The following is a 21,786-nucleotide window of genomic DNA, read 5'->3' as shown; positions in this document are numbered from 1 at the left end:
CGACGACGTCATCCGCCCTATCGTCGTGTGGCCGATATGTAGCCGCGTTCTTTGTCGACGACGTTGACCAGCGTCTCGGCGAGGACGCCACCGTCGGCGGCGTCGTCCAGCCCGACGTATCGGCGCAGGTTCTCGAGGACCTGTTCCGACAGCGCCTCACGCCAGCCGAGCGCGTCGCCGCTCATATGGGCAGAGATCGCGACACCCGGCAGATCCCACAGCTCGCTGTCGGCGGGCAGCGGTTCGGTGGCGAACACGTCGAGCGAGGCCGCGCCGAGGTGCCCGGACCGCAGCGCGTCGATGAGCGCAGGCTCGTCGACCAGTTCGCCGCGGCCCACATTGATCAGGTGCGCGCCCGGTTTCATCGCCGCGAGCACGTCCGCGTCGATCATCCCGGCGGTCTGCGGAGTCAACGGCGCGATGGTGACCACGTTGTCGAAGTGGCCGACATGGTCGGCGAGATCGGCGGTGGCGATGACCCGGCCGAAGTCGGGGTCGGACTCCCGTGCGGTGCGACCGCCGCCGACGACGTGCATCCCTACGGCACGGAGCAGCTGTGCGGTCGCGCGACCGATCCCGCCGGTACCGATCACGAGCGCGGAACTCCGCGACGTCCCGACGGTCTCCCGATGCTTCCACACGCGATCGCGTTGCAGCGCCATCGACTCGTGTAAACGCTTGTCGCGGGCCAGGATCGACGCCAGGACGAACTCGGCGATGGGACGGTCGAAGACACCGTGAGCGTTGGTCACCACCACGTCGGAGGCCTTCAGTTCGTCAAAGAGCAACGAGTCGACACCCGCGGCGCAGACATGTACCCAGCGCAACGATGCCGTCGCCTCACCCCAGTGGTCGGCGAGCCCGCGGGAGAAGAAGTCCCACAGCACGAGTACGTCCGCACCCGGCAGTGCGGAACCGAGATCGCCTGCCGTGCAGAGCCGTACCGTCGCGAGCTCCTCGATCTCGGCGAGGTTTCCCGGCGGGGGGTCGTCGGGAGAGATCAGCAGGGCAACCACGGGCGCGTGCGGGGTCATGACCCCACCGTAGGTGACGGATCGGCGCGCTCGTCGATGACGAAGAGCAGCAGCGTCCCCGCGAGGAAATCAGAAGTTCCCCCGGCGGCGCGTCCATCAGCCGGGTGCAGACCGCCCCGACAAGTGCGCCGCTGGCGAAAGCCCCCACCAGACCGTTGTAGACCGCGAGGACCTTGCGCGCCTCCGGTGTCCGGTCGACGGCACCGGAGGCATCCAGTACCAAGACCTCAACACCATGCCGCCGTGGAGCGGGACCGCGGGAGGGGCGGCGAACCGATCTGCGAACCGATCAATCGCTGCGTGCCCAACCAAGATAGGGACCGTCGGGACAGGCCGCTCACCAGAGGCGCCAACCACACCGGCGCACCGTCAACACCCCCGCCGGGCGGGTGCCGGCTACCACTAGCACGACAATCGAGACGCCTGCGGCTCCTTCAACGCCGTCGCCGGGAACGCCGGCACCTGAAACAAGCACGCCGACGGACGACGACGCTCCCTCGTCCCAGACTTCTGTGCCGTTGGCGTCGGCGCCGTCCTCATCTATTCCATCCGCGTCGGCGCCGTCCTCATCCATTTCGTCGGCAGAACCGTCGCACGCTCCCTCATACAGCGCACCGTCGGTGACGACCCTCGCACCAGATACGTCAGACGGTGCGACCTGCCGGAAGAAGAGCACTCCCCGCGCAAGCGCTACGCCCCCAGGATCTCGCGCCCAGCGGAGTGTGCCTGGGACCCTCGGATGCCAGAACAAGCAAGGCGTGTGGCGTGGGTCGTCGACGCTGGCATGTTTCTACGAGGACAAGGGACGGGACTGCTGCACGGATAGGTGACAGTTTGACCTGCCCCACCTGTTGGGTTCCAGTTTCGGTGACTAAGTGACGGCCTGTACGAAAGGCTGACCGTCATGCCCCGCCCCTATCCGGCTGAGTTCCGTGCCCGCGCGATCGCGCTGGTAAGGGCCGGCAAGCCGCAGAAACAGACCGCTGACGATCTGGGTATCCACCCGGTCACGTTGTCGAAGTGGATCAAACAGGACGACATCGACCGCGGGGTGCGCCCCGGTGTCCCGACGAGCGAATCAACCGAGCTGCGCGCTGCGCGTCGAAGGATCCGCGAGTTGGAAACCGAGCTCGCCATCGTGCGTCAGGCCGCGACGCTCCTCGGGGAGGACAAACCCTGCCCAAAAGGATCTATCCGGTGATCGACCAACTGGTCGGCGCCGGAGCGCCTGTGGACCGCTGCTGCGTCATTCTTGGTGTAACACGTCAGAACTACTACAAGCACAAGCGAAAGCCGATCACAGCCACCCAGCTACGCCGGCAATGGTTGACCGGACTGATCCGCGAGATCCACGTCGCCTCCCGCGGTACCTACGGCTACCGCCGCGTCCACGCTGAACTCACCCTCGGTATGGGAATCACCGTCTGTCCGCGCACCGTGTCGGTCCTGATGACCCGGGCCGGCATCTACGGCCTGCCCGGACCCGTACGGGTCAAGCGACTCCGTGGCGTGGCCACCGCCGACGATCTGGTCAACCGCAAGTTCCACCGACTTGCACCAAATGAACTGTGGGTCACCGATATCACCCAACATCGCACCCGGGAAGGGTGGCTGTACTGCTGTGCAGTGCTCGATGCGTTCAGCCGCCGAATCGTGGGCTGGTCGATGGACTCGAAGGCCGATGCCACGTTGGTGGTCAATGCGTTGGATATGGCCATCCGAAACCGCCGGCCCGCTGCCGGCGGCATCGTGCACGCCGATCACGGAACCCAGTTCACCTCATGGGTTTTCGGGGAGAAGCCGCTCGGCAGGACTGGTTCCGTCGTTTGGGTCGATCGGTGACGGCCTGGACAACGCCATGATGGAAAGCTCCTGGTCCTCCATGCAAATCGAGCTTCTCGACCGCCAGAAGTGGAAGACCCGCGTCGAGTTGGCCAACGCGATCTTCGACTACATCGAGATCTTCCACAACCGCCAACGCCGCCACTCAGCACTGAATTACCGCACCCCGATCGAGTACGAACTAATCCTTCACCAACAACACCCTCACCGCCGTCAGTTGGCCACCACGACTGGAACCCAACAGGTGGGGCAGGTCAAACTGTCACCTATCCGTGCAGCAGTCCCGAGGCATCTTCGGTCACATGGTCACCGGCGTGCCGACCGACCACCCTCCGTCGACTGTGATGATCTCCCCGCACATGTGCGAAGCCATCGGCGATGCCAGTAACAGTGCTGCGTCAGCGATATGCTGCGCCTCGGCCCATCGGCCGTTCGGGGTCTGCGATTCGAGAGCTCGCCGAATATCCTGGTCGTACATAGCAGTCATCTCTGTCTCTGTGAATCCTGGGGCCACTGCGTTGACATTGATGCCGCGAGCCGCATAGTCGACGCCCAACTGGCGAGTCAGATTGTTCAACGCCCCCTTTGCCGCGCAGTACGCCGCAAAACCTGCGTTGCCTCGTGAACCACTCACGGAGGTGACGTTGACGATCTTGCCCGAACCTTGTTTCTCCATGTACCGCAACGCTGCCCGGCTGCAGTAGAAGGTGCCGTCGACGTTGATTGCGAACAACTCTCGCCACATCGAGTCAGTTGTCTCGGTAGCGCTGCCCGCGATGATGGTGCCTGCGTTGTTGACGAGGATGTCGATCCCGCGTTCATCAGCGACGTGCGCGATGGCGTCGTCGACCTCGGCCGAGACAGCGATGTCGACCGGCTTCGACGTAGCTGTGCCGCCGCGAGCACGGATCGCGCCCGAGGTCGACTCGCTGTCGGGCTTGGCGTGATCGGTCCGGTCGAGGATAGTGACGTGCGCTCCGGCCGCGGCAAGGGTCAGCGCCACCGCGCGTCCGATCCCACGGGACCCACCAGTCACGACAGCGCTCTGCCCCTGTAGATCGATGCTGATAGCCATTCGTATCTCCTCTTCGTGCAACAGTAAGGCCGGTCGTGGATAGAAACTGCCACTGTCGACCCCTCCAAGGAACCGTAGGCAGACGAAATCAGTAGTCGTGTCCGCAGAACCACGGATCTTTGTGATCGCGTCATGCACCGAGAATCGGGCTAGAAGGTTCACAACGACGGAAGGCACCACGACATGCGCTTCATCCTGATGACCGAATGTGGAACACAAAAGGGTTCGACCCATCATCGGCGCTACTTCGATATGATCGACGAGGCCGTCTTCGCCGAGGAGATGGGGTTTGACGGCTGGGGGACCTCCGAGCACCACTTCTTCAGTGATATCGCCGTCGCTCCGTCGCCGGAGTGTTTGTTTACAGCGGTAGCGATGCGCACCAATCGAATTCGGCTGCGCTACATGAGCCGACTGATCTCCGTCGTGCATCCGATTCTGGTGGCAGAACAGACAGCCACCACGGATATCCTGTCGAATGGCAGGATCGAACTCACGACCGCACGCGGTAATACGCTCTTGCAGCTGGACGCTTTTGGTGTTTCGCTGGAGGAAACAAAGGGCAGGTCTGAAGAAGCTCTGGAAATTATCGTGCGGGCACTGAGTGACGAAACCATGTCTCACAGCGGTAAGTACTGGGGCGACATTCCAGAACGGCAAGTCACGCCTCGTGTGGTTCAGGAACCGCACCCACCGCTCTACAAGATCGCCCAGGGGGCCGAGTCAGCCGCGGACGCCCGGCGCCGAGGACTTGGACTCATCACCTCCGACCTGTACCTCGGGTGGGACACCCTGGCCGAGTATCTCGATGCCTATAACAGTGTGCCCGAGAACGAAGTCGTTCCAGTGGGCAGATTTGTGACCCACTCACTGGCCAGCAGCGTGATGACGGCACGCTGCGCCAAGACGGATGATGAGGCCCTTGCCTCTGCGGAAGCAGACCTCCTGAAGTTCGCGCAGATGATCATCAACGACGTGTACGTTCAGCTCGCGGAGCGGTCCCCGGAGCAGTACGGCGGATTCAAGCGATTCGCGGAACTCCGCGAACATGCCGCGGACCCGGAATGGCTTCGCACGTGTGGCCCCACAGTCTTGGTTGGCAGTCCGGAGCACTGCGTCAAGCAGATCCAACGAACTATCGACATGGGAGCGGACGAGATCGTCCTTCGGATGGACGGAGGCACCCATCAGGAGATCATGGATTCGATCGAGCACTTCGGACGTTACGTGATCCCGTATTTCAAGAACCCCCGCAGCGTTCAGCGAACAGGGCCTGTCGGACTGCTGCCCGGCGACCCGCGCCAGGTCCCGAGCTACGAGAAGGGTCGTGAGAACGCGTGAACTCGACATTCGACACCGATGACCTCGCAGCCGCCCACAGGGGCGTCGAACAAGCGATCGCGGAACGAGACAGCTCCGTGTTCGCGAGTCTCTACACCGACGACGCTGCACTACTCCCCCCCGATGGGTCGTTGATCACTGGCCGTGCGGCGATCGCGGAGGCCTTCGATCGATGGCTGGACGCAGGATTCGTCCGCCAGACCGTGGAATCGGTAGAGGTGTGTGGCGACGGCAATATCGCCATCGAGGAGGGTCTCGCGACAGGGCGATTCGTCTGCGACGGGCATACCCGCGACGCGCAGAGCCGATACCTCATCGTTCATCTTCGCCAAGGGGACGGCCGCTGGCTTATGCACCGCGACATCTGGACCTCGGTTCCCGGCGATCTCGATGATCGGCCGTCGGGCGGCTACTGATGCTGACACCAACCGAGTACTCGTCTCTCGATGCTGTCGGACTAGCCGATCTCATTCGCCGCGGTGAAGTCAGTTCGCACGAGGTCGCGGCCGCAGCACTCGCTGCGGCCGCGGCCGTCGCCGATCTCAACGCGTTCGCCGAGGGGCCGTGGCCCGCCGGCCTCGACCACGATCCGACAGGGCCCCTCGCCGGAGTTCCTTTCGCTATCAAAGATGTTCTTTGTCACGCGGCCGGAGTCCCGGTGCACTCTGGCTCGCGGTTGCTCGAGCAAGGCACGGTTCACGCTGATGACACAATATTGATGTCGCGATTCCGCAAAGCTGGACTTGTCACGGTCGGTACCACCCGGACGCCGGAGTTTGCGTTGAGTGTCAGCACTGAACCTCGATTGGGAGGTCCCGTACTCAACCCTTGGGACCGGTCGCGCTCTACCGGCGGATCCAGCGGAGGCTCTGCAGCCATTGTCAGCGCCGGTGTTGTTCCGATAGCTCACGCCAATGACGGCGCCGGCTCCATCCGGATCCCCGCGGCTCATTGCGGTCTGTTTGGACTCAAACCGAGCCGTGGTCGTATACCGATCGGACCAGACGCCCAAGAAGTCATGTATGGCAATGCCGCCGAGTTTGCGGTGACCCGAACCCTGCGCGACAGCGCAGCACTCCTAGATATCGTCCACGGAGATCATGCGGGCGAGAAGTACGGGGCACCAAGGCCACCCAAGCCCTACCGCAGTATCACCCACGACACCGGCGGTCGTCTGCGAGTAGCCATTACTCACGGTGGTTGGGGCGCAACGAAGGTGGATGCCCAGGTCATATCCGCGCTGACGAGAGTGGGCTCGGTTCTTTCATCAGCAGGCCACGAAGTCACTCTGGCGGATCCGCCGGTGGACTGGGATCAGTTGTGTGACGCAGTTACCACAACGTGGTGTGCCGGCGCTGCGGCAGCGGTGGTTCCTCTCGCCACGTCCATGGGATACACCCGGATAGACAAGGCTCCGTTGGAGAAGACGACCATCGCTTGCGCCGAAGCGGGCCGTCGCATGGGCGCAGTCGAGCTGGGCGCCGCCTTCGACGCTTACAATGCGGTCTCACGTTCTATGGCTGCTTTCATGGAACAGTGGGATGTTCTGATCTCTCCGACATCGGTTGGTCCCGCACCAAGGCTTGGAACGATAGACGCCGACTCGGATGACACCGCCGAGCAGTGGGTCAGGCGGTGCCTGAACCCTTATCCGGCTGCTGTTCTTTACAACATCACCGGCGCCCCGGCGATGACGGTGCCGGTTTCTCTTTCGCGAGAGCGGTTGCCTCTAGGGGTACAACTCGGCGCGTCGATGTATCGCGAAGACCTCCTGTTTCAGATCGCGGATCTGCTTGAACGCGAATGCTGGACGCCTGCACATCGACCCCCTCGGCACATCAACACGGCAGGATCACACTGACAATGAAGATCGACATCGATGAATCCGGCCATATCAGCGTGCAGGAACGGCGCAAGTTGAATGACCTCCACGTCAGTGCTCCTCGATCCATGCCGTTCGACACGATCGATTCCTCGCTGCGCTCCGTCGGCGGCGGGTGGACCAGAGACCAGCACGTCTGGCTCCAGATCGCCTGGCTACGCGAGCACGGATACCCCGATGATCCATCGTGGAGCAGCGAATTCGACCTCATGATCAAATACGCAGCCGACCATGGCTGGCTCGATGGGTCCAGCAAGCAGGTGCGAGCGCATGTTCAACGGACAGACTGACTCCCACCGACCGGCACGATGAACCCACACCGTGCCAGCTATCCGGCCGAACGGTGCCCGTCGCGCGAGAGAGTCGCCGCCACTGCGCTCCGTCGTCGAACACCGAGCTTGGCGAGGATATGGGCCACGTGGGTGTCGACGGTACGCATCCCGATGTAGAGGTCGGCGGCGATTTCCCTGTTGGTCAAACCCTGCGCGACCAGTTCGGCGATCTCCTTCTCCCGAGCGGTCAACGCAACCCAACCGGGAAAGGCGCCGCCGGCCGATACGCTGCGCGGAGCGGATTCGGCCAAGAAATCACTACCTCCCTCGCGCAACAGTGAATTGGTGGACGGCGATTCTTCCGTGTTCTCGCCCAGAGCCGGCCTCGTATGCCCGAGAACACGATGCAAGCCAGTGCGGGCGCCGTCGGCCAGCTTCACTTCCAAGACCGAGCGACCGAGTTCTCGATCGAGCCGATCCAGACACCGGACCCGTTCCGCTCGCAGTGCTTGAAAACCCATCAGCGGACAGCCGACCGCTTCCCAGAAGGCGCCCGAGGCTCCTTCGAGCAGCGCCGCGGTGTCCAGGTCGCCCTCTGCGGCCAGACTCCACGCAAGCACCTCAGCAGCCAGAGCCTGCCCCAGGTGGTCGTTGCCGATCTTCTTCCCCTGCAGAGAACGCTGCGCCCACTCCTTTGCTCCCGGATGGTCGCCGCGGAGATGGCAGGTCAACGCCCGCACCCACAAAACGTAAGCGGTGCACCAGATATCGCCGACATCCGCACACAAGTCTGCGGACTTTCGACACAATTCCTCGGCTCGTTCAGTCTCGCCAAACACTGCGAGTACTTCGCCATACTGCTGCAAGAAGATGGCCTCTGCACTTACTAGGCCCGCGGCGTGCGCCTCGGCAATGGCTGTTGTGTAGAGAGAGGAGGCAAGGTTGCAGTCTCCGCGGAAGGCGGCAACCGCACCCAGCAATCCGGACGCGTAGATGTGCGCGCCCGCTGAGTCGTCTTCCTTGTCAGCGGTTGTCAGGCACTCATTCAGTTCGCTGTCGGCCCGGTTCAGGTCACCGGTCAGAATGGACACCCAACCACGGACCCATAATGTCGAAGCAGGAACAGCGCGGGCGTCCGCCAGATGGCTCGCCCACGCCACTGCCTCTTGTAACCGGCCACATCCGATCCAGTAGAACCACAAATCGCTGTACACCCTCGCGGCCGCCTCTGGCGAGTCCAGGTCCGAGAGGTATCGGTTGAACGCCAGCCTGATGTTGGCTATCTCGTCGCGCACCTCCTGCACAACCTGGCGCTGGTGCGGAGAGAAGAACCGCGAGCCGCACCGTCTGGCGACCTCGCTGTAGAAATCAGCGTGACGTCGAAGAAGCTCACGATCAAACCCCGCGTCCAGCGCGGAACACTCGCCCCGCCGTGTCAGCCCGAACTCACGGATGGTGTCGTACATCCGAAATCGGACTGATGTGCCCTGGCACTCTCTGACCAGTAGCGACTGGGCAACCATCTCATCGACCACTTCGGCGATCCCACCGTCGGCCCCGCACACGGCCTCCAGCGCTCGCAGTGTCGCAGACCCCGCAAACACCCCGGCGAATCGCAGCCACAACGACCTGGCACTGTCGCTACACTGCTCCCAACTCCAGTCCATGACCGCCTCAAGGCTGCGATGTTGCAGTTTGCTTGTTCGGACACTGTTCCGTAGCAGCCCGAACCGGTCATCAAGCCGCGACGAAATCTCGGCCGGCGTCATCGACGCCGTCTTCGCCGCGGCCAGCTCGATGGCCAGGGGAATCCCGTCCAGTTCCTGACACAGTCGGCGGACATCGTCGAACTGCTCGATCGGTACCGGTGCCCCCACCGTGGCGTGCGCCCGGATCAAGAACAGCTCGGCCGCGTCGGGAACAAGGGAGTCGACGTCGGATTGCACCGACAGGGCCGGTACGTGGAACCGGAATTCTCCGTCCAGACTAAGGGGAACCCGCGACGTGGCGACGATCCGCACCTCGGGACACCAACTGAGCAGCTCGTGAATCACCTCGGTAAGCGGGGCAACCAAGTGCTCACATGAGTCGAGAATGATGAGGCAACTGCGATCTTGAACTTGATCACGCAGGCTGGCCGCTTGCTTGAATCCAGGGACGCGATCGCGGATCGCCAGGGTGAGGTGTCGACCCGTCGGAACCATTGACAAGTCTACGAACGCCACCCCGTCGCGGTATGTGTCCGCGACCGTCCGGCCCACGACCTTGGCTAGTCGGCTCTTGCCGATACCCCCTGCTCCGATCAACGACACCATGCGGTTCGTCGACAGAACACGGGTCACCTCGGCGATCTCGTGGGACCGCCCTACAAAGCTGGTTGCTTCAAACGGGATCGACGATCCATCGCCACTCATGCCCAACGCTGTGCCTTTGTTCAGTAGTCATGATCCGTAGAAGCACGGATAACCGAGGGGGTGATGTGCGCCATGCTTCATCATGCAACGTCAACCCTTGTTGCATGAGCGTTAAGGAGAAGAAAACATGGAATTGGTCGACCCTTTGGGCCAGGAGCAGGCACTCCGACGGGTCTACGGGCTGGTACCCAGCGGGGTCCTCGTCTTGGCCGCAACCGTGTCAGGAGTTCGTGTCGGCATGTCCGTCAGCTCATTCTCGACCGTCTCACTCAACCCGGCCTTGCTGGCGGTCAACATCCGTCGGGAGTCCTCCACCTGGCCAACCCTGACCGAGGCACAGCACATCGGCGTGAGCCTGCTGGCCCACGGGCAAGGTGAGATCGGCCGGCAACTCGCCGGGAACAACCGCGAGTCGCGGTTCGATGGGGTCGCCCATGTCGCAGAGGACAGCGGCGCGGTCTACATCAAGGGGGCAGTCGCGTGGATGGAGACAACCCATCGCGACTCGGTCGACGCCGGCGACCACACGATCGAACTCCTACACCTGATCCGCACAGCAGCGACCCCTAGCAGCGATCCGCTGGTGTTTCACCGCAGCCGGTTCGCAACACTGGTCCGGCCATGAGCGAGTCCACGATCGTGGCGGTCTCGACGAACGGGACCGTCTCGCCAGAGTTCGCACAGGCACATCGGATCATGTCATTCCCTACGCTCGGCGAAGCACACAAGAGACGACCAGCGCGACGTGAGACAGACAGCACGCCGACCGTCCTGTCCGTATCAGTCGTCAACGCCACCGTGATGCCCACATCGGGTACCGGCATCAGTGTCCTCCACGAGCCGAGATCGATCGCCAGTTTCGTTGCAGACATCACCAGACTGCAGATTGCAGACGGGGTTGCATTGGACTACCCGGAGCGCATCGAACTCAGCAGCGACTGCATCGCGAAGCTGACCGAGGAGCTCCGCAAACGCGGGGTCGTCGCGACCTTCGTCGAAGCCTGAACAACACCTTGCACTTCACACACCGCGTCGCACAGCCGGAAGCGCGCACTTCCGAGGAGCCCCCTGTCTCCGGAGTCCGAATCGCAATAGACCGCGCAACCCGGCATTGAAGTCGATAGGGTGGACCTTTAGACACTGTTCGAGAATCGACACGTCTGCTGCTGTGCACTCTCCACCCTCGAGTACGAATGTGCTCGCTACACGACAGGAACACCATGAGCGCTTTACCCGTTCGGGCATACGCCGACCGCGTTTCGTACGAAGCCGGCGACACACTCTCGTTGCACGTCGACGCCGGCGGTGACACCGTTTCGGTGACGCTGGTTGAGATGGTCGACTCACTGGAACGTGAAAACAGCCGGGACCGGCCGGTCGTGTGGGCCGCGGCCGGGGACTACCCCACTGATTCGCAGGCGCATCGCGTCGGCTCCTTCGCCACCGGTGCCACCGGCTCATTGGGGCGCGAGTCCCACAGGTCGGTGACACTGGGGGTCATGGTGTGGTCTCCGCGCTATCACCAGGACGAGGATCAAGTTCTGGTGAGTCTCGGTACCGATAGCTCTGGTGCACTCAGTCTCGAGCTGCGGGACGCAACTCTGGCGATGACGTGGCGAGACGCTCACGGCGAGGAGGTCTGGGCCGTGCACGGCGGCACCCCGCTCACCGACCATTGCTGGTACTCGGCCACAGGTGTCTATGGCGACGGGATGATCGTGCTGACTGTCCGGCCGCACGACGCGCTCTACGGCGACCCCGACACCGTAGAACTCCGACACGACGGCCCGGTGCCCGAGATCGACGCAACCCATTGGACCGTTGCGGCGCGAAATCCGTCACTCGTCGAACGGACCGGAAACCACTGGCGGGGCAGCGGGGTCCATGGTTTCACCGGCAAGATCGAAAAGCCCTTTGTCGCCGCCGGGCTTGCATCCCCTGCCGAGATCGAGCGGCTGGCGGCTGCCGAATCGCCGGGCGACGTCTTCGCTGCCCGCCTCATCGCCGGTTATGACTTTGCGCTGCAGGCCGCCGACGATCCCAGCGCCGCACGGCCGATGGCCGATGACCAGACCGAGGGCAAAGTGGTCAACTTGCCGTCGCGCGGAGTGACTGGGAGCAGCTTCACCGGCGACTCTCTCGACTATCGTTGCGCCCCGGCCGAGTACGCGGCGATTCACTTTCACGCCACCGATGTGGTCGACATCGGTTGGGACGCGACGTTGACCGCCGAACTACCGGAAGGCCTCGACAGCGGTGTGTACGGAGTCGTCGTATCTTCGCCCTCGGGCTCGGATACCGTGCCCATCGTAGTGGTCCCGGCACGCGGCTCGGCCCCGCGTAATCGAGTCGCTGTCGTCCTGCCCACCTTCTCCTACCTGGCCTATGCCAACGAAAACCTGTTCAACGGCTTGGATTCCGAGGCAATGACCCCCGCCGAAGTCATTGTCGATCCCGTCGACGAAGCCCACGTGAACGATGCCAGCTTCGGCTTGTCCATGTACGACACCCACCGAGACGGCAGCGGGGTGATGTACTCCTCGATCCGACGGTCGATCGTGAATTTCAGACGCGGCTACCGGATGTGGCTCAATGACGGAGGCCGGGGCTTCTCGGCCGAGATGTATCTGATCGAGTGGCTCGACCGCCGAGGCATCGACTTTGACGTCATCACCGACCTCGAAGTCCACCAGCGCGGCGCCGACTACCTCGATAGATATTCGGTCCTTATCTCCGGTTCGCATCCGGAGTACACCAGCGCAAATATGCTGGACGCGCTCACCGAGTACCGGGACAACGGCGGCAGCCTCATGTACCTCGGAGGTAACGGGTGGTACTGGGTCACCGGTGTGGTGGACACGGACCCGCTCGTCGTGGAGATCAGACGGGGCATGGCCGGCATTCGTTGCTGGGAGTCCTATCCCGGGGAGGTCACCCTGGTGAGCACCGGGGAGCCGGGTGGGTTGTGGCGCCACCGCGGACGTGCGCCGCAGAAACTGACCGGGGTCGGAATGGCCGCCCAGGGCTGGGGACGATCAGAACCCTACTTCCGTTCGGAGCACGCCGCGGATCCGGACCTGCAGTGGATCTTCGACGGCGTCGAGCAAGATCCGATCGGCGCCTACGGCCTCTCCATGAACGGTGCGGCCGGTGATGAGATCGACCGCTTCGACCATGCGCTCGGCACCCCTCCGCACACCGCAGTCGTCGCATCGTCACGGGGACATTCGAACTACTACCAGCGGGCGCTTGAAGAAATTGCGATGAACCTGCCCGGACACGGTGGGGGCGAACAAGATCCCGAGGTTCGTGCCGATATCGTCTACTTCTCGACACCGCGCGGCGGAGAAGTGTTCTCCGTCGGGTCGATCGCCTGGTCCGGGGCATTGCTCCACAACGACACCGAAAACGGGGTGTCGCGCATGACCGAGAACGTGATTCGCACCTTCGTCGCTCGGCGCTCCTAGCGACAACGAGGGCGGTGATCCTTTCGGATCACCGCCCTCGCGGCGCACGCGCCAAGCTGACGACACCACCCCCGATGCCTGGGTCACGTCAAATCGTAGGTGGCCCTCAGACGATCGATGAGAACCTCGGCCTCCGCGATGCGGCATCGCTCTCCAGCCAGATCTCGGTCTCGGCGAGGAGACTGTCGAAGGGCCACCGTCATCGATTCGGCACATCGCCGAAGCTCGTTGATCAGTTCCTGCGCCTGCATTCTCGAAATCGGGTCACACGACGGGCTCCGGGCCGGTGGGGTGTGGTTCTCAACCTCGCTCGTCATCAGAAAGCGACGACATTACTCGTGGTCGAGGATCAACGGCGTTCCGAATGACCACCCACCGTCAACAGTGACAACCTCGCCGCACATGTGGGCACTCAGCGGTGATACCAAGAACGCTGCAACGTCGGCGATGTGCTGTGGAGTCGCCCAGCGTCCGTTGGGGGTCTGCCGTTCGAGCGCCCGCCGGACAGCATGATCGTACAGAGAAGTCATTTCGGTATCGGTGAATCCCGGCGCGATCGCGTTCACATTGATCCCTTGCGCCGCATAGTCGATTCCCAGTTGCCGGGACAGACTGATCAGAGCGCCTTTCGCTGCGCAATAGGCGGCAAACCCCTGACTGGCCTTCACACCGCTCACCGAGGTGACGTTGACGATCTTCCCGCGACCTTGGGTGGTCATGTGCCGCAGCGCTGCCCGACTACAGTAGAACGTGCCGTCGACGTTGACCGAGAAGATGGACCGCCACGTGTCATCTGATGTCTCTGTCGCGCTCCCGGCGACCAGTGTGCCGGCGTTGTTGACCAGGATGTCGATACCCCGGGTGGCCGCAAGTTCGTCGAGGACCCGATCCACCTCCGCAGAACACGAGATGTCCAGTTGACGGGACTCTGCCGACCCGCCCGCGGAGCGGATGACGTCGGAGGTCGAGTTGCCGTCGGTTCGTAAGGCGTCGGACCTGTCCAGGATGGTCACATGCGCACCCGCGGCAGCGAGAGTTCGGGCTATCGCGCGCCCGATCCCCCGGGAGGCGCCCGTCACCACCGCGTGCTGTCCGGAGAGATCTATTGTCAGACTCATTGTTTCGGCCTTTCGCCGTGGTGATTCGGCACCGTGCCGGCCGGCCTTGCCCGCCGCCATGGTGCCGAATCTGTCGTTGCGCCAGCCCTTATACCAGCGGGCGCGCTAGAAGGTGGTGGGCGTACGCGGCACGTCCAGCGGTTCAGGCTCGAGGAAGCGCTTGATGACGTTCTCGGTCATCCGCGACACGTTGTTGTCATACTCGTTGTGCGACAGACTGCCGCACCACGCGATCGAACTGGCGGAGAACACTCCTCCCCCGTTGCGGGTCGGAAAGAACGTGATGTCTCCGCGTGCTTGGTAGTCCATGGTGGCACCCATGTGCGGCATCGTGAACTGCACTTCCTCAGACACGCGGGGATAGTTGTCGGAATGCCCCACGCTGTGCGCCAGCAACCGGGTGTTCGGCGGTGTGCCCAGCGTTAGGTCATATCGGTCGAGTTCGAAGCCGGACGCGCCACCTCCCTCGAGCCCGAAGTCACCGATCTTCTCGTCCCGATCGATACCGTCGACCACGAAGGCCGCCAGTGGATCGGTCACATCGTCGGTCTGGACGAAGTACGACGAGAAGTCGAAGCCCTGTGTGGCGAAGCCCGTCCCGACAATCTTCTGTGGCGCCCGCCCGCGCCATCGCCACAACCCGCCACGCTCACCGTTCGTCTGCAGGTGGAGTTCACCCGGCTGGGCCTGCCACGCCCGGATACCCGATTCACCACGCCGCACCTCGATGACATGCGGCTTCTCCGGGTGCCAGTTCGTCACCCAGTAGAAACCGTTGCCACCCAGGTAGAGTGCCCGCCCGCCGTTCGACAGGTAGGCCTCCCAGGCATCGAGTGTCTCGCGGCTGATGTATTCGGGGTGCGACCCGGTGAGGACGACTCGATAGCGATTCAGAAGGTCGGCACCCTCTTGGTGTACTTCGAGATCGGTCACGACGTCGAAGGCGATGTTCTTCTCGGTCAACCAGTCGACGAGATGTAGATCCGCGGGGAACTGCCAAGGTCCGCCCAGTGAGGTGCGCTTGTCCGGACGCAGATTCACGATGGGGCGGCGGGAGGATGACAAGTGAACCCCGCTGCCGTCGGAGTGTAGGTCGTAGAGAGACAAACCCAGCTCGGGGTGCTCGTGCAGATAGAGATCCGACGCACCGAGGACGGGCGTCTGGCCGAAGATCGACTGCGCGAAGGCCCCTCCGGGAGCGAGATGTTCGTTGGCGTACGCGAGGTAGCTGGCTGTCGCGACGACGAGCACGACGTCGGCAGTTGCTATGCCGCGCGGCGGGGTGACGAAGAACGGTTGACGGTCGGTTTCACCGTCTTGAGTGATGCGTAATGCATAGGTTCCGCTTCTGAGGTCCGCGGGCACGGTCCACCGGATGTCGGTGTCCCAGTGACAATCTTCCAGGTCGTCATCGTGGAAGTGGATCGCACCATATTCGTTCGGCGCCAACGTGTAACGTTCGTCGACGCCCCGCCACCAGCGGCCCGTCATACCGCGTGCAGGTCCTTGCTCGCAGAACCCGTGGAGTCCCCACGGGCCAATGTCGCGTGCCCGGTCTGTAGTGATCCCACGCGTGGTGATCGACGCGGCGAAGTCCCACAGAGCGGCGAGTTGGACACGGCTTTCCATCCCGTGGACGAGGTCGGCGACCTCGTCCTCGTCGAGGACGCGGTTCCATACGCCGGGACGTTCGATCTTGCCGTTGAAATGCGCATCGAAGCGACCTCCACCGGATGCCGCGGCGATGGCGAAGGGAGCGGCGGTCGGCGCCGGCGCGACGTTGAGTTCGGTGACCGCGCGCCCGATTCCGGGGAGTTCCACCGTGCTGGCCACGAGACTGTTGGCCTCGTTGACCGCTGAGATCGACCACACTGCGGCCTCGCGCGTGACGGGATCGAAGGTGGCGCCGATGGAGTACCAGCACGAACCATACAGCGCCTCCCCGGTCGACACGATGTCGGTGGTGACGCCGTCCCCGACTCGCAGACCGACCCCCTCAGGACCCAACTCGAGCGCGTAGCCGACACCGGCGCCCAGGTCGTATTTGCCCATGACCACCTGCTGGTCTTTGGCCGGGGTGGTCGGGCACACATAGGCATGCAACGTGAACGAGCCGGTCAGGGCGAGCTTTCCCTCGTCGTCGACCCGGATGAAGGAGCCTGAGTCGACGTCCTGGACGCGCGCCGGATACGAGCCGGTGACCTCCGACTCGATGACGTCCTCGCGAAATCCCGGTCCGGCGGGGTTGCGGTCACCGTGCCTGAGCCTGACGATGTCGGCCTCGAATCGTCCGCTGATGAGGCTGCTCACCTTGAACTCGATGGGCTCACCGGGGGCGACCGAGAGCCGGTCGGTGTAGGACAGGAGTCTGGGCTGCTGGGGTTTGGTCATCACTGGGCTCCGATGTCGTGCAGTCGGCGGAGAAAGATTGCGTGCAGCACATCCTTTTCGGTCGGATATACCTCGTCGAGCACGTCGATGGGTGTCCCACGCATGCCGTTGAGGACACCGATCCGGTACCGAGCGAACGGCTCCTCGGCGACGACGATGTACTTCCCGGCGATCAATCCCCGTCTGAAGTAGGTGAGCACCCGCTGAAGTCGATCGCTGTGGAGACCGTTCGGATCGGCTTCATGTTCGGCAATGAGTTCCGGCGTCACAAGAGCTTTGATGCTCTCACGGTTTGCGGAATCGAACGCGCGGTAGACCCACTCGTCCCTGTTCACGAGGGTCATGGCTTGTCATCCTCTCTGACTGCGGACATGCGCCGGGATGTCGAGTCGAACATGCGATTTCGACTCGACACCCCGACCTCCGGGAGCTCCGTCCGAGTTACTTCAGGTCCTTGACGTTGTTGAAGAGTTGCAGCACACCGGTCGTTGCCAGATAGTCATTTCCGACTGTCTGCCTGCCGAAGACGGTCTCCCCCTCGGCCACTGGAATCAGCGGTGGTAACTGATAGGCATCGGTCTCGCCGTCGCGGTAGTAGTCAGCGATGGGCGCGACGATGGTGTCGGGCAGCGTGAGGTCCTTCGTGAGTACCGCTTCCGGTGCAATGGTTTGGAACGGAAGCTGCTGGTCGGCCTTCTTCGCGGCAGCCATGGCCATCATGAACTGCCCCCAGTGACCGAAGAAGAGGTCGCCCTCAGCCACCCAGGACGGGTTGGTACGTAACTGTTCCAGCGCCTCTTTCGTGCCACCGATACCCGCTACAAGTGATCGTGGGCCTCGTCCGGCTTGTTCGACGGCCTGCCAAGCCCCCAGCGCTGAGTCGTCGGCGACCGTGTAGACGATGAGGTTCTTGCTCGAGGGAACACCCGCGAGCGCATTCTTCACAGAGTCGAAGGACGGTCCGCGCTGGGCTTTTCCGTCGACCTGGATCATCGAGTCACCGAGTTGAGTAGTCGTGACCTTGAGGTCCGACACGTCGTTGATCGCCTGCAATCCTGGGACCCAGTTGGTGATCTCTTTGTAGAAGTAACTGTTGCAGTTGTTGATCTGCTCACCGAAGCTCGGCGCATTGACGAGCAGTACGGTCGTGTTGTCGCCGTTCCAGCCCTTCTCCTGGGCTGCCTTACCCACAGCTTTCGCCGTGTCCGTACACAGTTGCGGGTTGCTCAGGTTGAGCCACGAACAGTACCCGGGCTGATCGCCGGTCACGCTGGGAGTGTTGACCGCGATACACGGAATCCCGGCATCCTCGTAGATCTTCTCGATCGACGGGTAGATGCCCGCCACCGGATTATAGGAAGCCACATAGTCGGGCTTGGACTGTGCGATCAACCGGGCATTGGACGAGACCTTTGACGGGTCGAGCGCATTGTCGTAGGTCTTCAAAGCGACACCTGTTGTCGTGGCGGCTTTTTCGACCCCATTCTGCAGCAGGACATAAAGCGGGGCAGCATCCGTGGCGTTGGTGTAAGCCATCGACGAGCCCGCGATGGCGGTATCGGCTGCGGCGCCGGTCACCTCTGGTGCGTCGTCACCGGAAGAGCAAGCACTGATCACCAAGACGAGTGCCATGGCCAGCACACTCATCACGGCTAGGGGTCTACGTCGACTTCGATCATGTATTGACATCGCGAATCCTCATCAGATGGACGGGTATTGACAGTTTTGTGTTCAGTGGGAGGTACCGCTGACCTGCGAGCGCAGGTTGCTGAATCCGACCGACACCAAGAGGACGAGACCGGTGACGATCTGTTGATAGAACGTCGAGACATGCAGTAGAGTCAGTCCGTTGGCGAGAACTCCCAACACCAGCACGCCGGCCAGGGTCCCGAGCGCGCCGCCCGAGCCACCTCGAAGTGAGCCACCGCCCAGCACCACGGCGGCCACCGACAGTAAGGCTGCGGTGGCACCGAGGTTGCCGTCGCCCGCGAGCAGCTGGCTCGCCAGCATCACACCTCCGAGGCCTGCGAACATCCCGCTCAGTGCATACACACTGATCGTGATTGCATCGACTCGCATGCCGGCCAACCAGCTGGCTTCCCGGTTCCCCCCGATCGCGTACAGGGCGCGTCCGTAAGTCGTGTAGCGCAGCACCAATGCCATCACCACGAAGGCGAAACCGGTCAACCACACCTGATTCGGGACCAGGCCGATATCCGTGTCGGCCAGGAACCCGGCAGACAGATTCTCGATCGGAATACTCTGGCCATCGGCGATGGTGAAGGCGAGTCCCCCGGCAATGGAGAGCATGCCCAAGGTTGTGATCAGTGGATTGATCTTGCCCTTCGTGACGATCAGTCCATTGACAAGTCCGATAGCCACTCCCGCAACGACCGCTCCCAGGATCGACACGATGATGGAGGTCCCGGCGTTGACGAGCTTGGCGAAGATGACCGCGGACAGGGGTGCGACGCCGGCAACCGAGAGGTCGAATCCTCCCGCGATGATGACGAGCGTCTGGCCCAGCGCCACCAGGCCGATGAACGCGATACCGGTCAGAATGCTCACTGCGTTGTCAGGACTGACGAATGCAGATGACATCGAAGCGAAGATGATGATGAGTATGACCAGGAACGCGGTGATGCCCAAGGACTGCACCAGCACGTTGCGGGTCCGGGCGCTGCCTTTCTGGCCCGGTGATTCGTCCGCCGGTGCCTGAGTGGCATCGCGAGCGTCGATCGTTGAACTCACTGTGTTGTCCCTCCTTATGCCGCCGCGAGGCGAATGGCTTCTGCTTGTGTGACGGCTGCCCCCGTGAGCTCGGCGACGAGACGACCGTTGCGGACGATGAGCAGGCGGTCGGCGACGTCGACAGCCTCTTCCACGTCGGACGTCACCACCAGCACCGCGACCCCCTCATCGGCAAGGGCACGCAGCGTCTCGTGGACTTCATGACGCGCCCCGAGATCGACTCCGCGAGTGGGTTCGTGGACAACCAAGGCGGTAGGCTCGGTCTCCAGCCTGCTCGCCAGCATCACTTTCTGCTGGTTGCCGCCGGACAGCTCGCCGACAGATTGTTCAAAGGACGACGACTTGAGGGCGAAGCGCCGCGCCCATCGATCGGCGACGACGTGTTCTCGTGCTGTGGTGATGAAGCCCCAACGCGCCAGCTTGCCCATCACGAGGAGGCTGATGGAGCCGCCGATCGACATGTCGAGCACGAGCCCCTCGGTCTTGCGGTCGGGTGGTAGATAGGCAACGCCCGACCTCAGTGCCTGCCGGGGCGAACGGAAGACCCTATGAGCCGTACCAGCCACCGAGAGCCCGCCCGCGATATCCGGACGTCGCCCACCCAGCCCTTCGGCGATCAATTCCGAACCACCGCCGCGAATCCCATAGACCACCACAACCTCACCGGCGTGCAGAGTGAACGTGACGTCGTCCAACCCGGGACGTCCGGAAACCGACCATCCGTCCAACGCGAGAACCGGGTCGCCGACTCCAGTCCTGGACCTGCGGTTGGCGAGCGCACCGGTCTTCTCGCCCAGCATCTGCGCGATGAACTGCTCACTCGTCGTGTTCCGAGGGCTCGCGGCGAAGACATGCTCGCCGTTACGGAAGACATCTATACGGTCGGCGTGCTCACTGATCTGATCGAGGTGGTGCGAGATGACGATGACTCCGATGCCTTTGCGGCGTAGATCGCGGAGAATCGAGTACAACTTCGCGCTCTCGTCGGCGGTTAACGCGGCAGTGGGCTCGTCGAGGATAAGGACTTTCGAGTCGCGCCCGAGCGCCTTGATGATCTCGACGATCTGCCGATCCGCGAGGCTCAAACTCGCCATGGTGCGATCCAAGTGAACCCGAAGCCCGGCACCTGACATGAGATCCTGCGCAGCGGACACCATCGCCGCCTTCGTGGTGACCCCGAACCGGTTGGGAAGCCGGTTGAGCATGATGTTCTCGGCCACAGTCAAGTCGGGAACGTAGGCCAACTCCTGCGGGATCAGGGCTACGCCGTGGCGCAGAGCATCGCGAGGAGTGTGAAAATCCACCTGCTCGTCACCGATGTACAGGTCTCCTGTGTCCGAGCGCTCTGCGCCGGTCAGCAGTTTGGCGAAAGTTGACTTACCCGCCCCGTTTTCGCCGATGATGGCGACACATTCGCCGGCGGCGAGCTCGAAGTCGGTGGGTTTGAGTGCCTGGTTGTTTCCGTAGCGCTTGCTGAGACCCTTGGCGCGCAGGACGGGAACCGACTGTCCGCGTTCGTCGGCAGTAGTTTGGCGAGCGGTAGTCATGGCAGAGGTTTCCTCGAAGTCGTGGCGGCTGAGAGTGTTTGCCCGGGGACGGATCGAATCCCCGAGCAAGAGACCGGTCGCGACCTGAACATCGTCACCGCCGGGCCGATGTAGATGACTATAAGCGCTATTGGACCGGTCTTTAGTCCTTGTAACGCAACTTTCGCATTGGGTAACACAGACGACACGTACCGGCGTTCGCTCCGCTGAGTGGATGCGTCCACAATGGACTAATGCCGTGACCAGTAGACCATAAGCGGGTGACGAGCGCCCCGATTTTGCCGAACAATGTTCCAGCTCACCGGAACTAGCGGATCGACCCGCACTCTTCCTGCAGGGGAACGAACGAACGCTGCCACCCCGCCCGGAGGTCCCGGTCGGGGTGGCAGCGATGGAGGAGGGGATCGACGAAAAGCTGAAAGTGGCGGCGCCTCAGTTTGTCTTTGCGCGGATGGCTTCGAAGACCGATGGGTCGACGAGGGTGGAGGTGTCGCCGAGTTCGCGGCCTTCGGCGACGTCCTTGAGTAGGCGCCGCATGATTTTGCCCGATCGTGTCTTGGGCAACTCCGGCACGACGTTGATCTCGCGCGGCTTGGCGATCGGGGAGATCTCCACCGACACCTGCTGGCGCAGTTCGGCGATCAGCTCGTCT

General features: G+C 62.9%; 18 protein-coding genes and 1 pseudogene. 8 read left to right on the top strand and 11 right to left on the bottom strand.

All coding sequences use genetic code 11. The features are described from left to right. Nucleotides 1–17: 17 nt before the first annotated feature. Nucleotides 18–1,034: a D-2-hydroxyacid dehydrogenase gene (locus tag M1L58_RS16915; RefSeq protein WP_248659779.1), complete on the bottom strand. Its 1,017-nt coding sequence runs from the start codon at nt 1,032–1,034 to the stop codon at nt 18–20. A 337-nt stretch (nt 1,035–1,371) separates the two neighbouring features. After that, a complete protein-coding gene (locus M1L58_RS16910) occupies nt 1,372–1,710 on the bottom strand; it encodes a hypothetical protein (protein ID WP_248659778.1) in 339 nt (112 codons plus the stop codon). A 228-nt stretch (nt 1,711–1,938) separates the two neighbouring features. Between M1L58_RS16910 and M1L58_RS16905 the strand changes: the two are divergent. Next, nucleotides 1,939–3,060, top strand: a pseudogene (locus M1L58_RS16905) (IS3 family transposase); the annotation flags it as partial. A 114-nt stretch (nt 3,061–3,174) separates the two neighbouring features. Here M1L58_RS16905 and M1L58_RS16900 read toward each other — a convergent pair. Continuing rightward, the gene (locus M1L58_RS16900) at nt 3,175–3,951 is read right to left on the bottom strand and encodes an SDR family NAD(P)-dependent oxidoreductase (protein ID WP_248659777.1); all 777 of its coding nucleotides are present in this window, start codon (nt 3,949–3,951) and stop codon (nt 3,175–3,177) included. A 183-nt stretch (nt 3,952–4,134) separates the two neighbouring features. Here M1L58_RS16900 and M1L58_RS16895 point away from each other — a divergent pair, with 183 nt between their 5' ends. Genes M1L58_RS16895 through M1L58_RS16880 form a run of 4 tightly spaced genes read left to right on the top strand, consistent with a single transcriptional unit; the run spans nt 4,135 to nt 7,464 of the window. Then, entirely contained in the window at nt 4,135–5,292 is a 1,158-nt protein-coding gene (locus M1L58_RS16895; protein ID WP_248659776.1) for an LLM class flavin-dependent oxidoreductase, read from the top strand. Continuing rightward, nucleotides 5,289–5,708: a YybH family protein gene (locus tag M1L58_RS16890; protein WP_248659775.1), complete on the top strand. Its 420-nt coding sequence runs from the start codon at nt 5,289–5,291 to the stop codon at nt 5,706–5,708. The genes M1L58_RS16895 and M1L58_RS16890 overlap by 4 nt, the downstream gene beginning before the upstream one ends. Next, entirely contained in the window at nt 5,708–7,153 is a 1,446-nt protein-coding gene (locus tag M1L58_RS16885) for an amidase (protein WP_248659774.1), read from the top strand. Before M1L58_RS16890 ends, M1L58_RS16885 begins: the two co-directional genes overlap by 1 nt. Before the next feature lie 2 nt (nt 7,154–7,155). Then, entirely contained in the window at nt 7,156–7,464 is a 309-nt protein-coding gene (locus tag M1L58_RS16880) for a hypothetical protein (protein WP_248659773.1), read from the top strand. 38 nt (nt 7,465–7,502) lie between these two features. Here the strand turns inward: M1L58_RS16880 and M1L58_RS16875 are convergent, their stop codons facing one another. Then, on the bottom strand, nt 7,503–9,860 hold the full coding sequence (locus tag M1L58_RS16875) for an ATP-binding protein (protein WP_248659772.1): 2,358 nt from the start codon (nt 9,858–9,860) through the stop codon (nt 7,503–7,505). Nucleotides 9,861–9,987: 127 nt separating this feature from the next. Here M1L58_RS16875 and M1L58_RS16870 point away from each other — a divergent pair, with 127 nt between their 5' ends. The 3 genes from M1L58_RS16870 (at nt 9,988) to M1L58_RS16860 (ending at nt 13,327) form a co-directional block, all read left to right on the top strand. After that, complete coding sequence (locus M1L58_RS16870) at nt 9,988–10,485, top strand: flavin reductase family protein (protein WP_282578813.1); 498 nt, start codon at nt 9,988–9,990, stop codon at nt 10,483–10,485. A gap of 14 nt (nt 10,486–10,499) precedes the next feature. Beyond that, nucleotides 10,500–10,865 carry a hypothetical protein gene (locus M1L58_RS16865; protein WP_248659770.1) on the top strand — a complete coding sequence of 122 codons (366 nt, stop codon included), beginning with the start codon at nt 10,500–10,502 and terminating at the stop codon, nt 10,863–10,865. Between the two features lie 281 nt (nt 10,866–11,146). Next, the gene (locus tag M1L58_RS16860) at nt 11,147–13,327 is read left to right on the top strand and encodes a N,N-dimethylformamidase beta subunit family domain-containing protein (protein WP_248659769.1); all 2,181 of its coding nucleotides are present in this window, start codon (nt 11,147–11,149) and stop codon (nt 13,325–13,327) included. 332 nt (nt 13,328–13,659) lie between these two features. Here M1L58_RS16860 and M1L58_RS16855 read toward each other — a convergent pair whose 3' ends face one another. From M1L58_RS16855 to M1L58_RS16825, 7 genes are all read right to left on the bottom strand, one after another. Then, nucleotides 13,660–14,445 (bottom strand): SDR family NAD(P)-dependent oxidoreductase, encoded by a 786-nt coding sequence (locus tag M1L58_RS16855; RefSeq protein WP_248659822.1) that lies wholly within the window; start codon nt 14,443–14,445, stop codon nt 13,660–13,662. A gap of 105 nt (nt 14,446–14,550) precedes the next feature. Further along, on the bottom strand, nt 14,551–16,836 hold the full coding sequence (locus M1L58_RS16850; RefSeq protein WP_248659768.1) for a N,N-dimethylformamidase beta subunit family domain-containing protein: 2,286 nt from the start codon (nt 16,834–16,836) through the stop codon (nt 14,551–14,553). Further along, on the bottom strand, nt 16,836–17,180 hold the full coding sequence (locus M1L58_RS16845; RefSeq protein WP_248659767.1) for a hypothetical protein: 345 nt from the start codon (nt 17,178–17,180) through the stop codon (nt 16,836–16,838). Before M1L58_RS16845 ends, M1L58_RS16850 begins: the two co-directional genes overlap by 1 nt. Before the next feature lie 97 nt (nt 17,181–17,277). After that, a complete protein-coding gene (locus tag M1L58_RS16840) occupies nt 17,278–18,483 on the bottom strand; it encodes a sugar ABC transporter substrate-binding protein (protein WP_248659821.1) in 1,206 nt (401 codons plus the stop codon). An 84-nt stretch (nt 18,484–18,567) separates the two neighbouring features. Then, entirely contained in the window at nt 18,568–19,587 is a 1,020-nt protein-coding gene (locus M1L58_RS16835) for an ABC transporter permease (protein ID WP_248659766.1), read from the bottom strand. A 14-nt stretch (nt 19,588–19,601) separates the two neighbouring features. After that, the gene (locus M1L58_RS16830) at nt 19,602–21,203 is read right to left on the bottom strand and encodes a sugar ABC transporter ATP-binding protein (RefSeq protein ID WP_248659765.1); all 1,602 of its coding nucleotides are present in this window, start codon (nt 21,201–21,203) and stop codon (nt 19,602–19,604) included. Nucleotides 21,204–21,566: 363 nt separating this feature from the next. After that, nucleotides 21,567–21,786, bottom strand: a 220-nt coding sequence (locus M1L58_RS16825) for an AMP-binding enzyme (RefSeq protein ID WP_441316553.1), incomplete at its 5' end; no start/stop codon positions are given.

Source organism: Gordonia sp. C13 (assembly GCF_023218005.1).
Taxonomy (GTDB): domain Bacteria; phylum Actinomycetota; class Actinomycetes; order Mycobacteriales; family Mycobacteriaceae; genus Gordonia; species Gordonia namibiensis.
Note: the sequence above shows the minus strand (reverse complement) of the source record. Positions and strands in the feature narration are given on the sequence as shown.